Source organism: Pseudomonas sp. Pso3, from assembly GCF_055393275.1.
On record NZ_AP043687.1, the window covers coordinates 1745218 to 1761648 of the forward strand.

Annotated in this window: 17 protein-coding genes; 14 read left to right on the forward strand and 3 right to left on the reverse strand. The window is 67.3% G+C overall.

From position 1 onward, the window contains the following. Positions 1–5: 5 nt before the first annotated feature. Entirely contained in the window at positions 6–869 is an 864-nt protein-coding gene (locus tag ACZ5R1_RS08205) for an isochorismatase (RefSeq protein WP_464713016.1), read from the forward strand. 11 nt (positions 870–880) lie between these two features. Continuing rightward, entirely contained in the window at positions 881–1636 is a 756-nt protein-coding gene (gene dhbA, locus ACZ5R1_RS08210) for a 2,3-dihydro-2,3-dihydroxybenzoate dehydrogenase (RefSeq protein WP_363290435.1), read from the forward strand. Positions 1637–2369: 733 nt separating this feature from the next. On the opposite strand, the gene rapA is transcribed toward dhbA, so the two are convergent. Next, positions 2370–5204, reverse strand: coding sequence for an RNA polymerase-associated protein RapA (rapA, locus tag ACZ5R1_RS08215; protein WP_044340782.1), 2835 nt, complete (start codon positions 5202–5204; stop codon positions 2370–2372). Between the two features lie 105 nt (positions 5205–5309). On the opposite strand from rapA, the gene ACZ5R1_RS08220 reads away from it, so the two are divergent. The 4 genes from ACZ5R1_RS08220 to ACZ5R1_RS08235 all read left to right on the forward strand — a co-directional run bounded on the left by ACZ5R1_RS08220 (position 5310) and on the right by ACZ5R1_RS08235 (position 6886). Then, positions 5310–5567 (forward strand): hypothetical protein, encoded by a 258-nt coding sequence (locus tag ACZ5R1_RS08220; protein WP_007160295.1) that lies wholly within the window; start codon positions 5310–5312, stop codon positions 5565–5567. Positions 5568–5569: 2 nt separating this feature from the next. After that, the gene (locus ACZ5R1_RS08225; protein ID WP_144953086.1) at positions 5570–6154 is read left to right on the forward strand and encodes an alpha-ketoglutarate-dependent dioxygenase AlkB family protein; all 585 of its coding nucleotides are present in this window, start codon (positions 5570–5572) and stop codon (positions 6152–6154) included. Next, on the forward strand, positions 6151–6309 hold the full coding sequence (locus ACZ5R1_RS08230) for a hypothetical protein (protein WP_007160293.1): 159 nt from the start codon (positions 6151–6153) through the stop codon (positions 6307–6309). The genes ACZ5R1_RS08225 and ACZ5R1_RS08230 overlap by 4 nt, the downstream gene beginning before the upstream one ends. 130 nt (positions 6310–6439) lie before the next feature. Beyond that, positions 6440–6886, forward strand: coding sequence for an Hsp20 family protein (locus tag ACZ5R1_RS08235; protein ID WP_007160292.1), 447 nt, complete (start codon positions 6440–6442; stop codon positions 6884–6886). Positions 6887–6952: 66 nt separating this feature from the next. Here the strand turns inward: ACZ5R1_RS08235 and ACZ5R1_RS08240 are convergent, their stop codons facing one another. Further along, entirely contained in the window at positions 6953–7861 is a 909-nt protein-coding gene (locus ACZ5R1_RS08240) for a LysR family transcriptional regulator (RefSeq protein WP_464713017.1), read from the reverse strand. 91 nt (positions 7862–7952) lie between these two features. On the opposite strand from ACZ5R1_RS08240, the gene ACZ5R1_RS08245 reads away from it, so the two are divergent. Genes ACZ5R1_RS08245 through aroQ form a run of 6 tightly spaced genes read left to right on the forward strand, consistent with a single transcriptional unit; the run spans position 7953 to position 12261 of the window. After that, complete coding sequence (locus tag ACZ5R1_RS08245) at positions 7953–8903, forward strand: ketopantoate reductase family protein (protein WP_042133320.1); 951 nt, start codon at positions 7953–7955, stop codon at positions 8901–8903. Beyond that, a complete protein-coding gene (locus ACZ5R1_RS08250) occupies positions 8900–9295 on the forward strand; it encodes a VOC family protein (RefSeq protein ID WP_044340777.1) in 396 nt (131 codons plus the stop codon). The genes ACZ5R1_RS08245 and ACZ5R1_RS08250 overlap by 4 nt, the downstream gene beginning before the upstream one ends. A gap of 8 nt (positions 9296–9303) precedes the next feature. Further along, entirely contained in the window at positions 9304–9762 is a 459-nt protein-coding gene (locus tag ACZ5R1_RS08255; protein ID WP_074584256.1) for a MaoC family dehydratase, read from the forward strand. Beyond that, complete coding sequence (locus ACZ5R1_RS08260; protein ID WP_145248090.1) at positions 9759–10991, forward strand: CaiB/BaiF CoA transferase family protein; 1233 nt, start codon at positions 9759–9761, stop codon at positions 10989–10991. The genes ACZ5R1_RS08255 and ACZ5R1_RS08260 overlap by 4 nt, the downstream gene beginning before the upstream one ends. Then, entirely contained in the window at positions 10988–11806 is an 819-nt protein-coding gene (gene aroE / locus ACZ5R1_RS08265; protein WP_288471022.1) for a shikimate dehydrogenase, read from the forward strand. Before ACZ5R1_RS08260 ends, aroE begins: the two co-directional genes overlap by 4 nt. A gap of 8 nt (positions 11807–11814) precedes the next feature. Next, positions 11815–12261 carry a type II 3-dehydroquinate dehydratase gene (aroQ, locus tag ACZ5R1_RS08270; protein WP_074584253.1) on the forward strand — a complete coding sequence of 149 codons (447 nt, stop codon included), beginning with the start codon at positions 11815–11817 and terminating at the stop codon, positions 12259–12261. 359 nt (positions 12262–12620) lie between these two features. On the opposite strand, the gene ACZ5R1_RS08275 is transcribed toward aroQ, so the two are convergent. Then, a complete protein-coding gene (locus ACZ5R1_RS08275) occupies positions 12621–13142 on the reverse strand; it encodes a cupin domain-containing protein (protein ID WP_464713018.1) in 522 nt (173 codons plus the stop codon). 88 nt (positions 13143–13230) lie between these two features. Here ACZ5R1_RS08275 and ACZ5R1_RS08280 point away from each other — a divergent pair, with 88 nt between their 5' ends. Together ACZ5R1_RS08280 and ACZ5R1_RS08285 are read left to right on the forward strand one after the other, a co-directional pair. Then, on the forward strand, positions 13231–15453 hold the full coding sequence (locus ACZ5R1_RS08280; protein ID WP_464713019.1) for an ABC transporter substrate-binding protein: 2223 nt from the start codon (positions 13231–13233) through the stop codon (positions 15451–15453). Next, positions 15450–16427 (forward strand): ABC transporter permease, encoded by a 978-nt coding sequence (locus tag ACZ5R1_RS08285; RefSeq protein WP_027601854.1) that lies wholly within the window; start codon positions 15450–15452, stop codon positions 16425–16427. Before ACZ5R1_RS08280 ends, ACZ5R1_RS08285 begins: the two co-directional genes overlap by 4 nt. Positions 16428–16431: the final 4 nt, after the last annotated feature.

The following is a 16431-nucleotide window of genomic DNA, read 5'->3' on the forward strand; positions in this document are numbered from 1 at the left end:
TTCCCATGGCTATTCCCCGTCTTGCCTCCTATCCCTTGCCCCAGCCCGACGGCTTTCCCGCCAACAAGGTGGACTGGACGCCCGTGGCCGATCGCGCCGTGCTGCTGATCCACGACATGCAGCGCTATTTCGTCGAGTTCTATGGCGACGACAGCCCGCTGATCGATCAGGTGGTGGCCAACATCGCCGCCCTGCGCGCCTGGGCCGATGCCCAGGGCGTGCCGGTGGTCTATACCGCCCAGCCCACCGACCAGCCGCCGGCCGATCGCGCCCTGCTCAACGACATGTGGGGCCCAGGCCTGACCCAGGCCGATCCCGCGCTGCAGCAGGTGGTGGACGCGCTGGCGCCCAAGGCTGACGACGTGGTGCTGACCAAGTGGCGCTACAGCGCCTTCCACCGTTCCAACCTGCAGGACCTGATGACCGAATGGCGGCGCGATCAGTTGATCGTCTGCGGCGTCTATGCCCATATCGGCTGCCTGACCACCTGCACCGATGCCTTCATGAGAGATATCCAGGCCTTCCTGATCGGCGACGCCGTGGCCGACTTCAGCGAAGAAGAGCACCGCATGGCGCTGCGCTACGTGGCCACCCGTTGCGGCAGCACCCTGAGCACCGCCCAGGTCACCGGCGCGGGTGCGGCCGTGCTCGATGAAGCCTGGCTGCGCGCCCAGGTCCAGCCACTGCTGGACGCCGATGATGAAGCACCGGCGCTGGACGATAACCTCACCGATTTCGGCCTGGACTCGGTGCAGGTCATGACCCTGGTGGGCGAGTGGCAGAAGCGCGATCTGCCGGTGACCTTCGCCGATCTCGCCGCCCAGCCGACCCTGCAGGGCTGGCTGGATCTGCTGCGCGCGCGCGCCTGAGGATTCTGCTGATGACGCAACTGGATTTCACCGGCAAGCGCGTCTGGGTAACCGGCGCAGGGCAGGGCATCGGGCTGCAAGTGGCGCGGCGCTTCCAGGAAGCAGGTGCCGAGGTGATCGGCCTCGACCGGCAATTCGCCGAGGGCAGCTATCCGTTCCGCACCCAGCTGCTGGACGTCGCCGACGCGGCCCAGGTGGAGGAAGTCTGCCAGGCGCTGCTGGCTGAAGAGCGCCGCCTGGACGTGCTGGTCAATGGCGCCGGCGTGCTGCGCCTGGGCACCAGCGACAGCCTGAGCCTGGACGACTGGCAGGCGCTGCTGGACGTCAACGTCTCCGGCCCCTTCTACCTGTTCCGCCAGCTGGTGCCGCTGTTCAAGGCCCAGGGCCGGGGCGCCATCGTCAACATCGCCTCCAACGCCGCCCATGTGCCGCGCCTGCAGATGGCCGGCTACTGCACCTCCAAGGCGGCGCTGGTGTCCCTGAGCCACTGCGTGGCCCTGGAGCTGGCCGGGTCGGGCGTGCGCTGCAATGTGGTCTCGCCGGGCTCCACGGCGACCCCCATGCTGGCCGGCATGCTCGGCTCGCCCGAGGGCTATCAACGCCTGGTGGACGGCCTGCCGGAAGACTTCAAGCTGGGCATCCCGCTGCGCAAGATCGCCCAGCCCGACGAGATCGCCAACACCGTGCTGTTCCTCGCCTCGGACCTGGCCAGCCATATCACCATGCAGGACATCGTGGTGGACGGCGGCGCGACCCTGGCGGCGTGAGAGGTTTTCGTCGGTTGGGTTGAGCGCCAGCGAAGCCCAACACGGCGGGTTCGACTCCGCCTGTTGGGCTTCGACGATGGGGCTGTCTCAACCCAACCTACGGCTTGCCTCGCGACCGATCCCGGGCTTGCCGGGGCAGAAGAAGCTGAACGCCTGCTCGGATAGCCCCCTCTCCCCCTCGGGAGAGGGTTGGGGTGAGGGCGCCCCTCGCTAGGGAGCCCAGTGGAAAAGGCTGCGCCGTTTTCCACGCTACGTGGCCGAGCGGTGCCGTAGGTTGGGTTGAGCGCCAGCTAAGCCCAACGCGATGGGTTCGCCCCCGCCTGTTGGGCTTCGACGATGGGGCTGTCTAAACCCAACCTACGGCTTGCCTCGCGACCGATCCCGAGCTTGCCGGGGCGGAAAATCCTGAACGCCTGCTCGGGTAGCCCCCTCTCCCCTCGGGAGAGGGTTGGGGTGAGGGCTCTCCTCGCTAGGGAGTCATGCGGAAAAGGCTGCGCCGTTTTCCACGCTACGGACTCAAAGATACGACGGTGAACCGGGGCTCGACCGCTGGCGGCGGGAGAGTAGCCAGGTTGGTCTGAGCGATAGCGAAGCCCAGGGTATTGTCATGAAACGCATCGCGGCCATGGGCCGCTCCTACAGTCTGTGCTCAACCTGTAGGAGCGGCCGCATCGGCGGACCGCCATGGCCGCGATTGGTATTGCTGAAGAGCTTCGCTAACGAAGCCCTCCACTCAACCCGCCACCAGCACCCGGATCGCTTCCAGGCGCAGCGAGGCCTTGTCCAGGTAGGTCAGGCCTTCTTCGCGTTGCTGGCGCAGGCGGTCGATCTCGTCCTGGCGGACGCTGGAATTGACCGCGCGCAGGGCTTCTAGGCGGGCGATCTCTTCGTCCATGCCCGACAGGTAGGCCTGGCGGGCCTTGGCCACGCGTTCCTCGTGGCGGGGCAGGGCTTTGCCTTCGCCACCGCCGATCAGCTTGGCCAGGGAGTCGCGCTGGGCCTGGACGAACTTGTTGGCACTGGTGCGCGGCACGCTTTCCAGCTGATCGTTGAGGGTCTCGAAGGCCACCCGGGCAGCCAGGTCGTTGCCGTTGGCGTCCAGCAGGCAGCGGATCGCCAGGGGCGGCAGGTAGCGACCCAGTTGCAGGGCACGTGGCGCCACCGCCTCGCTGATGTAGATCAGCTCCAGCAGCACGGTGCCCGGCTTGAGCGCCTTGTTCTTGATCAGCGCCACGGCGGTGTTGCCCATGGAGCCCGACAGCACCAGGTCCATGCCGCCCTGGGCCATGGGGTGCTCCCAGGTCAGGAATTGCATGTCTTCGCGGACCAGGGCCACGTTGCGGTCGTAGGTGATGGTCACGCCTTCGTCGTCGCCCAAGGGGAAGCCCGCGTCGAGCATCTTCTCGCTGGGCTTGAGGATCAGGGCGTTGTCGGAATGATCTTCGCTGTCGATGCCGAAGGCGTTGAACAGCTCTTCCATGTACATCGGCAGGGCGAACTGGTCGTCCTGCTCGAGGATGTCCTCGACCAGTTGCTCGCCGGCCCCGGCGCCGGAGGAGTTGAGTTCCAGCAGGCGGTCACGGCCATTGTGCAGCTCGGCTTCCAGGGCAGCGCGCGCCTGGGCGCCCTGTTCCAGCAAGGCCTGCCAGGTGGCGTCGTCGCCACCGGCCAGCTGCTCGTCGAGCTCGCTGGCGAAGCGCGCCTGCAGGGCGCTGCCGGTCGGCGAGGTGGCCAGGAAGGCGTTCAGCGCCTGGTGGTACCACTGGAACTGACGCTCCTGGCGGCTGCCTTCGAGGTAGGGCACGTGCAACTGGATGGTGTGGCGCTGGCCGATCCGGTCGAGACGGCCGATGCGCTGCTCCAGCAGGTCCGGGTGGGCCGGCAGGTCGAACAGCACCAGATGGTGGGCGAACTGGAAGTTGCGGCCTTCACTGCCGATCTCGGAGCAGATCAGCACCTGGGCGCCGAATTCCTCGTCGGCGAAGTAGGCGGCGGCGCGGTCGCGCTCGAGGATGCTCATGCCCTCGTGGAACACCGTGGCCGGGATGCCGGACTTCAGGCGCAGGGCGTCTTCCAGGTCCAGGGCGGTTTCCATGCGCGCGCAGATGACCAGCACCTTGTGCGGCTTGAGCGCCTTGAGGGTGTCGATCAGCCACTCGACGCGGCCGTCGTGGCGCCACCAGCGGTCGTTGTCGTCTTCCGGGGCGAATTCGGTTTCCGGCTGCAGCGACTGGCCGGGCATCACGCCCTCGTCCAGGTAGGCATCCGGGAAGGGCAGGGCGTGGGCGTGCAGCTCGCGCTCGGGGAAACCCTTGACCGCGGCGCGGGTGTTGCGGAACAGCACCCGGCCGGTGCCGTGGCGATCCAGCAGCTCGCGCACCAGGCGCGCGCGGGCCTCGGCATCGCCGGCGGCGGCAGCGTTCAGCAGGGTCTCGCCTTCCTGGCCGAGGAAACCGCCGATGGCGTCCTGGGCGGCCGGGCTGAGGGCGCCGGCGTCGAGCAGTTCCTGCACGGCTTCGGCCACCGGGCGATAGTGCTGGGACTCCTGCTGGAAGGCGGCGAAGTCGTGGAAGCGGCTGGGATCGAGCAGGCGCAGGCGGGCGAAGTGGCTGTCCTGGCCCAGTTGCTCGGGCGTCGCGGTCAGCAGCAGCACGCCGGGGATGACCTCGCCCAGTTGCTCGACCAGGCTGTATTCGCGGCTGGCGCCCTCGGGGTGCCAGACCAGGTGGTGGGCTTCATCGACCACCAGCAGGTCCCAGCCGGCGGCGAAGGCGGCATCCTGGGCCTTTTCGTCGCGCACCAGCCAGTCCAGGGAGACCAGGGCGAGCTGGGCGTCCTCGAAGGGGTTGCCCTCTTCGCTGGCCATGAAGCGCTCGGCGTCGAACAGCGCCACTTCCAGGTTGAAGCGGCGGCGCATCTCCACCAGCCACTGGTGCTGGAGATTTTCCGGGACCAGGATCAGCACGCGGCTGGCGCGACCGCTGAGCAGCTGGCGATGGATCACCAGGCCGGCTTCGATGGTCTTGCCCAGGCCCACTTCGTCGGCCAGCAGGACGCGCGGCGCGACCCGGTCGGCCACGCTGCGGGCGATGTGCAGCTGGTGCGGGATCGGCTGGGCGCGGGTACCGCCAAGGCCCCAGAGGCTGGACTGCAGGAGGCGGTTGCGGTGCTCATGGGTGTGATAGCGCAGGCCGAACCAGGGCAGGGGATCGATCTGCCCGGCGAACAGGCGGTCGCTGGCCAGGCGGAACTGGATGAAGTTCGACAGCTGGGCCTCGGGCACGCTGCGTGCCTCGCGCTCGGCGGTGAAGCCGTGGTACGTCAGCAGGCCGTCCTCTTCGGAGACCTCGCGCACGGTGAGCTTCCAGCCCTCGAAATGGGTCACCTCGTCGCCCGGGGCGAAGCGCACCCGGGTCAGCGGGGCGTTGCGCTGGGCATACTGGCGCGTCTCACCGGTGGCTGGATAGAGCACCGTGAGCAGGCGGCCGTCCAGGGCCAGGATGGTTCCCAGGCCCAGTTCGGCCTCACTGTCACTGATCCAGCGTTGTCCCGGTTGATGCGACGCCATGTGGAAGCTTCTCCCCAGCTATCAAAAAGCCGGCTATTTTAGCGAAAGCGGAGTCAGAAGCCTAACGCGCTCTTTGCCGCAGTCCGCGAATTCGAGGTCCCCGTCATGATCCCCATCGTTCCGCCCCTGGGCGTGACCCCACCCAACCAGCTGGATCCGGCGCCCGTGCGCCCCGTGGTCGCGCCGGTGACGGCACCTGCCGAAACGGCGCACGCCCCGCTGGAGGACGAAGCGACCCTGGATCGCGAGGCGCGCCGCCGCCGCCGGCAGCGCGAAGCCCTGCGCCAGGGCCTTGGCGCCGAACGTGCCCAGGCCCTGGAAGAGCCGGAGCAGGTGGGCGCTCAGGTGGATCTGCGGGTCTAGCCATGCTCGAGCGCCTGGAGCTGGACGACGCCGAGCTGGCCTTCCACCCGCACTGGCTATCCCCGGAACGAGCCGATGCCTGGCTGCAGCAGCTGGACGCCGAAACCCCCTGGAGCCAGCCGCAGGTGCGGGTGTTTGGCCGCTGGCACCCGGTGCCGCGACAGGTCGCCTGGTATGCCGACCCCGGGGTGGTCTACGGCTACGCCGGCCTGGATCACGCCGCCTTGCCCTGGACGCCGCTGTTGCAACTCATCCGTGAAGCCGTCGAGGCGGCCTGCGGCCAGGCCTTCAATGGCGTGCTGCTCAACCGTTACCGCGACGGCCAGGATTCCATGGGCTGGCACAGCGACGACGAGGCCAGTCTCGGCACCAATCCGCTGGTCGCCTCGCTCAACCTGGGCGCCGCCCGGCGCTTCGACTTCCGCCGCAAGGGCACCAGCCGCATCGGCCATTCCCTGGAACTGGGTCACGGCAGCCTGCTGGTCATGGCCGGCGCGACCCAGCATCATTGGCAGCACCAGATCGCCAAGACCCGCAAAGCCAGCGGGTTGCGGCTGAATCTCACCTTTCGCCGGATAGCGACATGAGCGACGACAGCAATCTCATCGACTTCACCACCGAGCGCGGCAAGCGCATCCACGACCTCAAGGAGCGCCGGCTGCAGGAGGTGCGCTCGGCCTTCGAGCAGGCGCTGCCGCTGACCGCCGCCAAGAAGAAAAAGCGCAAGCCGAAGAAGAAATAGCGGGCACTACCGTTCGTCGGGATTCGCCCTTGAAATTTTGTGGGGGATTCCTATCTAGGTTCATGCGGGATGCCGAAGTCGGGTCCCGCAGGCAACACCGAAACTTGCTGAACCTATCAGGAGATTCACCATGAGCAACGTACTGTCCCTGGCCCCGCTGTTCCGTCATTCCGTCGGCTTCGACCGGTTCAACGACCTGTTCGAATCCGCTCTGCGCAACGACGCTGGCAGCTCCTATCCGCCCTACAACGTCGAGAAGCACGGTGACGACCAGTATCGCATCGTGATCGCCGCCGCCGGCCTCCAGGAAGATGACCTGGAGATCGAAGTCGAGCGTGGCGTGCTCACCGTCAAGGGTGGCCGGCGCGAAAACAGCGCCGAGAGCGTGACCTTCCTGCATCAGGGCATCGCCCAGCGCGCCTTCAAGCTGTCCTTCCGCCTCGCCGACCATATCGAGGTGAAGGGTGCCGATCTCAAGCACGGCCTGCTGAGCATCGAACTGGTGCGCGTGATCCCGGAAGAAGCCAAGCCCAAGCGCATCGCCATCGCCGGCCAGCGCCCGGCTCTGGACAACTGATCGTCCAGGCGTCCTGCCCAAAAGCCCCAGCCCCGTGCTGGGGCTTTTTCGTTTGCGGCCCCGGCGCTAGCGGCCCTGGCCGAAGAGCTCCAGCAGCACCCCGCGCAACCAGCGATTGCCGGCGTCCTGGTGATAGCGCGCGTGCCAGTGCTGCCTGACCGCGAAGCCTTCGATCGGTACCGGGCATTCGTGGACCCTGAGGCCATAGGTCTCCGCCAGGGTGGTGCCGATATGCCGCGGCAGGGTGACGATGAGGTCCGAGGTGCCGACCACCGCGCCGACGCCCAGAAAGCCCGGTAGCTCCAGCACGATGCGGCGCTGCATCCCGGCGCGTACCAGACCCGCTTCCAGCAGCTTCTGCCCGGTGCCGGCACTGACCAGCACGTGGCCCTCCTCGGCATAGGCCGTGGCCGTCAATCGCTCGCCGAGGCGCGGATGGCGGGCGCTGACCAGGCAGACCCAATCCTGGGGAAACAGCAATTGCTGATAGAGGCTGCCGCCCAGCCAGGGAATGAAGCCGATCGCCAGATCCGCCTCGCCGATCTCCAGGGCCTGCTCGGTGTTGCCGTCGATCCGCGCGATCTCCAGCCGCACCCCGGGCGCCACCTCGCGCAACTGCGCCAGGATCCGCGGCAGCAGGGTGATGTGGCTGGCATCGCTCAGGCAGAGGCGAAACAGCCGCTGGGCGGTGGCGGGCTCGAAGGCGACTTCCCAGGCCACCAGCCGGCGCAGGGACTCGAGCACCTCACGACAGGGGGTGATCAGGGCCTCGGCCTGGGGCGTGGGCTTCATGCCGCCAGGCGTGCGCACGAACAGCGGATCGCGCAGCTGCTGGCGCAACTTGCCCAGCCAGAGGCTGATGGTGGGCTGGCTCTGACCCAGCTGTTCGGCGGCCCGGGTCACGCTGCCGGTGCGATAGAGCACCTCGAACAGCATCAGCAGCTTGGGTTCGGGCAGGCCGTCCGTCGGCAGCATTATCAGCATTCCTGATGGGCGAATTGGACTCTTTGTATAGCTCAATAGCAGACGCGGGCCTAGGGTAGGGCGAAAACAAGGAGCCCGATCCATGAAAATCTGCATCCTCGGGGCCGGCGCCCTGGGCAGCACCTTTGGCGCCTGGCTGAGCGAGGCGGGGCACGAGGCCTGGCTGCTCAATCGGCCCAATGCCCATATCGCGGCGGTCGCCCGTGACGGCCTGGACATCGAGACCGCCGAGGGCCGTCGCCGGGTCCAGGTACGGGCGGCGATGAGCGCTGAGACGGTCGGGGTGGTCGACCTGGTGGTGGTGCTGGTCAAGTCCTTCGCCACGGCCGAGGCCATGCGCCAGGCACTGGCGCTGGTCGGTCCCGAGACCCTGGTGCTGTCGCTGCAGAACGGCCTCGGCCACGAAGAGCTGCTGGCCGAGATCGTCGGCCCGGAGCGGGTGATCGCCGGCAAGACCTATGTCGGCGGGGTGCTGCTCGGCCCGGGGCGGATCCGCAGCGGGGTGGCCGGCAAGCAGACCCTCATCGGCGAACTCGACGGCCAGCTCACTCCGCGGGTGCAGGCGGTTGCCGAGGCCTTTGCCGGCGCAGGGCTGGCCACCACAGTCAGCGCGAATATCCGCGGCACACTGTGGGACAAGCTGCAGGTCAACGTCGCCACCGGGGCCCTCACCGGCATCACCCAGCTCACCTACGGCCAGCTCTATAGCGAGCCGCTCTTGCGAGACACCGCCTTGCAGGCGGTCGCCGAGGCCATCGCGGTGGCCCGCGCCGCCGGGGTCGAGCTGGGGCTGCAGGAACCTGAAGCCGCCTGGCAACTGGCCCGCGAAGGGCTGGCGCCGTCGTTCAAGACCTCCATGCTGCAGAGCCTGCAGAGGGGCTCCATCACCGAAATCGACTTCATCAACGGCGCGGTGGTGCGGCTCGGCCAGCAGTACCGCGTACCGACCCCGGTCAACGCCACGCTGGTCGCCTGCATCAAGGGCATCGAGCGCGCCCTGGCCGATCGACAACAAGAGGACGCCACATCATGAGCATTCCCAAGGCCTATCTGGAACACGTGGCCATCTGGGTGAAAGACATCCACTGGCACATCCGCTTCTTCCACGAGGTGTTCGGCATGACCCTGCGCGAGGTGCAGGGCACGGTCGAGCAGCCCACCCAGTACTGGACCCTGGGCGGTATGCAATTCATGAGCAAGCCGGATTTCGCCGGCCCCGAGGGGCGCCTGGGCCACCTGGGACTGATGTGCGAGGACCTCGACGCCGCCCTGGCCGCCGCAAGGCGTTTCGAGGGTGTGGAGCAACTGCCCCAGGGCTACAACTGGCTGCGCCTGCCCGATGGCCTGGCGCTGGAATTCATCCAGGCCGTGCCGGCCCGCGCCGTGCACGACGCCCTGGCCGTCAACGCCCGTCAAACCGAGTGACAGCGACCATGACCGTACAAGAAAAATATTTCGAGGACGCTCGCGAAGGCGACGAGGCGATCACCCCGAGCTACAAGGTCACCAAGGAACGCATCCTGGCCTATGCCGACCTGACCGGTGACCACACCCCGGTCCACGTCGACGAGGCCTATGCCAATGCCAGCCACTTCGGCGGCCTGGTCGCCCATGGCCTGATGGGGCTCTCCATCGCCGACGGTCTCAAGACCCAGTGCGACTATCGCTTCCTGCCGGGGATGTCGCTGGGCTGGACCTGGGACTTCCTCCTGCCGATCCGCGTCGGCGACGAATTGCATGTGAAAATGCGCGTCGGGTCCATGAGACCCAGCAAGAGCAAGCCGGGCTGGGGCATCGTGGTGCTGCCGTCCGAGCTGATCAACCAGAAGGGCGAGGTGGTCCAGCGCGGCGAGCACCGCCTGATGGTGCCGCGGCGGGAGGGCGCCCTATGAGCCAGCCACTGCCGCTGAAAGGCCTGAGGGTCATCGACTACAGCCACTTCCTCGCCGGTCCCTATGTGGGGCGCTGCCTGGCGGCGCTGGGCGCCGAGGTCATCAAGGTGGAACGTCCCGGCAGCGGCGATGCCGGGCGCCAGCACGCCTTCGTCCTCGACGACCAGCAGAGCGGCTACTTCCTGCAACTCAACATGGGCAAGCAGGGCGTCAGCGTCAACATGAAGGACCCGCGCGGCAAGGCCTTCATGCAGCAGCTCTGCGACAGTGCCGACGTCTTCATCGAGAACTACCGGCCCGGCGCCCTGGACAGGCTCGGCCTGGGTTATCAGGAGTTGTCCGCGCGCAATCCGCGACTGGTGTACTGCTCGATTTCCGCCTACGGCCACACCGGGCCCGACGCCCATCGCGCCGGCTTCGGCCTGATCGCCGAGGCCAAGAGCGGCATCATGCAGATGGTCGGCACGCCGGGCGAGGCTCCACCATTGCTGCGCATCTCCCTGGGCGACATGTACACCGGCGCCCACGCGGTGGCCGCCATCAACGCGGCGCTGCTCGGCCGGGTCACCAGCGGCCGCGGCCAGCACATCGACATGGCGCTGTATGACACCCTGGTGTCCATGCACGAGTACGCGGTGCAGTGCTACACCCTGTCCGGCGGCGAGATCCTGCCGCAGCAGACCGGTCACGACATGCCCACCTCGACCCTCTATGGCGTATTCCGCGCCCAGGACGGCGACCTGGTCATCGCCGCCCAGGTGGACGACTCCTGGAAGCGCTTCGCCGCCCTGGTCGAACAGGACGCTGGCCAGCCGGGTTTCGGCAGTGACCTGCGCTTCCACACCTCCACCGGCCGCAACGCCCATCGCGAAGTTATCCTGCCCATCGTCAAGGCCTGGGTGGCGGCCAATCCGGTCGCCCGGCTGCTGGCGCTGCTTGACGAGATCGACGTGCCCTGCGCCAAGGTGCAGCGCATCGACGAGGTGATCGAGGATCCGCAGATCAAGGCCCGCGGCATGATCCAGGAGCAGCAGCACCCGCGCTTCGGCACCCTGCGCATGCCCAATCTGCCATTCCGCTTTTCCGACTGCGACACCACCATCCAGCAGGTGGCGCCGGATCTCGGTGAGCACAACGCCGCCGTGGCCCGGAGCCTGGGCTACAGCGCGGACGAGATCGCCCAGCTGCAGGCCGATGGCGTGCTCTTCACCCAGGAGATGCCGGCATGACCGACCACTACGCGGTGATCGGCCGCCCGATCAATCACACCAAGTCCCCTCTCATCCATGGGCTGTTCGCCGCAACCAGCGGCCAGGACCTGGAGTACGGTGCCATCGAAGGCTCGCTGGAGGATTTTGCCGGTGACGTGGCGCGCTTTCGCGCCCAGGGCGGGCGGGGCATGAATGTCACGGCGCCCTTCAAGCTGCAGGCCTTCCAGCTGGCCACCGAGCCCAGCGAAAGGGCGCGCCTGGCCAAGGCGGCCAATGCGCTGAAGTTCGAGGGGGAGCGGGTGCTGGCGGAGAACTTCGACGGCATCGGCCTGCTGCGCGACATCGAGGTCAACCTCGGCCAGCCGCTGGCCGGCAAGAGTGTGCTGCTGCTGGGCGCCGGTGGCGCGGTACGGGGGGCGCTGTTGCCCTTCCTCGCGGCCGGGCCGGCGGCGCTGGTGATGGTCAATCGCGATAGGCAGAAGGCCGCAGGGCTCGCCCAGGAGATCGGGCATCCGCTGCTGAGTGTAAGCAGCTACGAGGCCCTGCAAGGGGAGAGATTCGACCTGGTGATCAACGCCACCTCGGCCAGCCTGGTCGGTGAGCTGCCACCAGTCCCGGCCGACGTCTTTGCCCAGGCGGCGCTGGCCTACGAACTGGCCTATGGCAAGGGGCTGACGCCCTTCCTGCGCCTGGCTAAGGAACAGGGCGTGGCGCAACTGGCGGACGGCGTGGGCATGCTGGTGGAGCAGGCCGCTGAAGCCTTCGCCTGGTGGCGCGGCGTGCGCCCCGAGACCCGGCCGGTCATCGACCGGCTGACCCTTCCCCTGACATGAGCGATCCCATGAAGATCCTGATGCTGCACGGTATCAACCACAACATGTTTGGCAAGCGCGATCCGGTGCAGTACGGCACCGTGACCCTGGCCGAGATCGACACCAGGCTGGCGGCCCTCGGTGCGGAACTGGGGGTGGAAATAGAGTCCTTCCAGAGCAACCACGAAGGGGCGATGGTGGAGCGCATCCACCAGGGCTACGAGGAGGGCGTCGACGGGGTGCTGATCAACGCCGGCGCCTGGACTCACTACAGCTACGGCATCCGCGACGCCCTGGCGATCCTTACCGTCCCGGTGGTGGAACTGCACATGTCCAACATCCATGCGCGGGAGAGCTTCCGCCATCACTCGGTGTTCGCCGAGATCGTGCTGGGGCAGATCGCCGGCTTCGGCGTGGACAGCTACCTGCTGGCACTGCGCGCGGCGGTGAGCGCGGCCCAGGCGCGCAGGGCCTGAGCCGCCGCCCCCCACCTCAAGGGAGAGATAGCTCCCACAGCTCCCGCGTAAGGTGGAAAACCGCGCAGCGTTTTCCTCGCACCAAGGTGTTGGCTGAGGCCCTGTGGGGTTGAGGCAGCTCCATCGCCGCAGCCCAACAGTAGGATAAGGAGCCGTGTGCAGGCTATCGCGGCCATGGGCCGCTCCTACACTGTAGGAGCGGCCCATGGCCGCGATAAAGCAGGGTAGGGAGGCACCGCTTCTCTCGGCATGAGACTCAAGCCGATGCTCGCCACAGCCGAAGCAGGTATCGGGCGCCAATTGCAACTGGGTGAGAAGTCCCGCGTTGGCGCGGATGGAGGCGGGGAGTCGCAACGGATTCAAGAGCACTCGTCGTCCTTTTTGCGCGATATCGCCTCACCCGTATGCGGCCCCAGTTCCCGCTTGGGACAGTCCTGCCACTGCTTGTCCCCCAGACCGGCGGTGTATTCCGGATGCAGCGGATAGTGCAGGCGGTTGTCCGGCCGGCTGGTGTCGCCCACCACCAGCAACTCCACCGGCTCGTCGGTCTCGTTGATGAAGGTGTGGGCGACGCCATCCCCCGCCTTGAAGCCCACCCCGTCACCTGGCTTGAGGCGCTGGACGTGGCCGTCGATCCAGGCGGTGGGGTGGCCCGAGATCACATAGATGAATTCGTCTTCGGTGGCCTCGGCATGGGGCCGCGAGGTGCGACGACCGGGTGGCAGCCATTCGTGGTGGATGCCCAGGCGGGCGAAGCCGAAGTGACGGCCGAAGGCGGCGCCCAGGGAAAAGCGCTCGTCACTGTCGGCATAGCCGGGGCCGTCGGGCGCCTGGAGCTGGGACCAGTGGACGATCTTGTCGAAATCTTTCCGGGATTGCATGGGGTGCTGCGCCTCGCGGGAAAATAGCTCAAGCTTAGCCGGTTAGGCGGACGCTGCCGCCTCAGGTCCCTTTCGGTGCAGGAACGCGATGCCCAGACTGTCCAGACAACTCCTCGCGCTGCTGACCCTGGCGCTGCTCGGTGGCTGTTCACCCGATACGCCGATCAACAGCCCCTACCGCGCCGGAGCCGAAGGTCAGAATACCCTCTATACCGCCTTCACCACCCGCTCGCCGAAATACCTCGATCCGGCCAGTTCCTATTCCGGCGACGAGACCAACTTCACCTACAACATCTATGAACCCCTCTACAGCTACCACTACTTCAAGCGGCCCTACGCGCTGATCCCCCGCGGCGCCGAGCGGGTGGTCACGCCTTACTACCTGGATGCCCAGGGCCGTCGCCTGCCGGACGACGCACCGGCCGCGCAGATCGCCGAGAGCGTCTACGACATCCCCATCCGCCGCGACGCCCGTTATGCGCCTCATCCGGCCTTTGCCCGCGATGCCCAGGGCCATTACCGCTACTTCCCGATCCAGCCCGCCGACCTGGCCGATCGCTACCAGATCCCCGACTTTCCCGAGACCGGCAGCCGCGCCCTGACCGCCGCCGACTACGCCTACGGCCTGCGTCGCCTGGCCAGTCCGCGGCTGGTCTCCCCCAGCTACGCCATCTTCGCCGAGCACCTGGTCGGCATGCAGGCCTATGGCGACGGCCTGCGCGCCGCCGACAAGGCCCTGCGCGCCGGCCTGCCCAGGGGCGCGCCGCTGCCCTGGCTGGACCTGCGCCAGGGCGAGCTGCCCGGGGTCGAGGTGCTGGACGACCACACCCTGCGGCTGCGGGTGATCGGCAAGTACCCCCAGTTCAACTACTGGCTGGCCATGACCTTCGCCGCGCCGGTGCCCTGGGAGGCGGATCGCTTCTACAGCCAGCCAGGGATGGCCGAGCACAACCTGGGCTTCAACAGCTGGCCGGTGGGCACCGGACCCTATCGCCTGGCCGAGTCCATCCCCAATCGCCGCCATGTGCTGGAGCGCAATCCCAACTACCACGCCGATCCCTATCCCTGCGAAGGGGAGCCCGAGGATCGCGAACAGGGCCGGCTGGACGACTGCGGCAAGCCCATGCCGCTGATCGACCGCGCGGTGTTCAGCCTGGAAAAGGAAGGGGTGCCGCTGATGGGCAAATTCATCCAGGGCTACTACGACACCCCCCAGGTCGAGCGCGGCGAATATGGCGTGGCGCTGCGCACCAAGGCCGGTGATTCGGCCGATTCCGCCGAGCTCTACCGCGAGCGTGGCCTCAAGTTGCCCACCGCGGTGGAGGCGTCCAACTGGTACCTGGGTTTCAACTGGCTGGATCCGGTGGTGGGGCAGGGCGCAACGCCCGAGCAGCAGGTGCGCAATCGCAAGCTGCGCCAGGCACTGTCGATCGCCTTCGACTGGGAGAGCTACATCACCGTCTTTCTCAACGGCAACGGCCTGGTCGCCAATGGCCCGCTGCCGCCGGGCGTGCTGGGCTATGAAGCGCCGCCGGCCGGCAGCAACCCGGTGGTCTATCGAATGGTGGATGGCAAGCCCGAGCGGCGACCCATCGAAGAGGCCCAACAGCTGCTGGCCGAAGCCGGCTATCCCGATGGCCGCGATGCCAGCAGCGGGCGGCCGCTGATCCTGCAATACGACGCCCAGACCAGCGGCGACAGCGCCATGTTCGACTGGATGCGCCAGCAGACCGCCAAGCTGGGCATCCAGCTGGAACTGCGCGGCTCGGACTACAACAGATTCCAGGACAAGATGCGCAAGGGCGCGGCGCAGATCTTCTTCTGGGGCTGGAACGCCGACTATCCCGATGCCGAGAACTTCCTGTTCCTCTTCTACGGTCCCCAGGGCAAGGCCAAGCACGGTGGCGAGAATGCCGGCAACTACAGCAATGCCGAATACGACCGGCTGTTCGAGCAGATGAAGAGTCTCGATGACGGACCGGAAAAGGTCGCCCTGATCCGGCGCATGGTCGCCATCGTGCAGCAGGACGCGCCCTGGCTGTTCGGCTGGAATCCCCTGTCGGCCGGGGCCTATCAGCAGTGGGTCTACAACGCCAAGCCGACCCAGATGGTGCGCGATCAGCTGCGCTATCTGCGTCTGGACCCGGCGCTGCGCGAGCGCAAGGTGCTGGAATGGAACCGGCCGGTGCTCTGGCCGCTGTGGCTGCTGCTGGGCATGGGGCTGCTGCTGATCTGGCCGGCCTGGCGCAGCCTCCGGCGCCGTGAACGCCAGACCGCCTTTGGCGACGGCAACGGGGAGGGGCGGCCATGATCGGCTATCTGCTGCGGCGCCTGGCCTATGGCGTGCTCATCCTGATCGGCGTGAATCTGCTGACCTTTCTGCTGTTCTTTACCGTCAACACCCCGGACGACATGGCGCGCCTGGCCATCGGCGGCAAGTACGTCACCGCCGAAGCCATCGAGGACTGGAAGGCGGAGCACGGCTACGACAAGCCGCTGCTCATTAATACCACCCGTGAAGGAATGGAGCAGCTGACCGATACGCTCTTCTTCGAACGGTCGGCCAGTCTGCTGGTGTTCGACTTCGGCACCTCCGACAGCGGCCGCGACATCGGCCGGGAGATCGCCGAGCGCGCCGGCCCGAGTCTGGCGCTGGCGCTGCCGACCTTCGTGCTCGGCCTGGCGGCCAGCGTCGGCTTCGCCCTGCTGCTGGTGTTCTTTCGCGCCACCCGGCTGGACTTCTGGGGCGTGGTGCTCTGCGTGGTGCTGCTGTCGATCTCCTCGCTGTTCTACATCATCGCCGGCCAGTGGCTGTTCGCGAAGACGCTGCGCCTGGTGCCCTTTTCCGGCTATGAAGAAGGCTGGAATCTGTTGCGCTTCCTGGCCCTGCCGGTGCTGGTGGCGGTGATAGCCGGCCTCGGCAGCCAGGCCCGCTTCTATCGCGCGCTGTTTCTCGAAGAGATCGGCAAGGACTATGTGCGCACCGCCCGCGCCAAGGGCCTGGCCGAGCGCCAGGTGCTCCTGCGCCATGTGCTGCGCAATGCGGCGCTGCCTATCCTCACCGGGGTGGTCTCGGCCATTCCCTTGCTGATCATGGGCAGCCTGATCGCCGAATCCTTCTTTGGCATTCCCGGCCTGGGCAGCTACACCATCGACGCCATCAACGGCCAGGACTTCGCCGTGGTCCGCACCATGGTGTTCCTGGGGTCGGTGCTCTACATCGTCGGCCTGATCCTGGCGGACCTGTCCTACACCCTCGCCGATCCGCGCGTTCGCTTCAGGTAGCCGC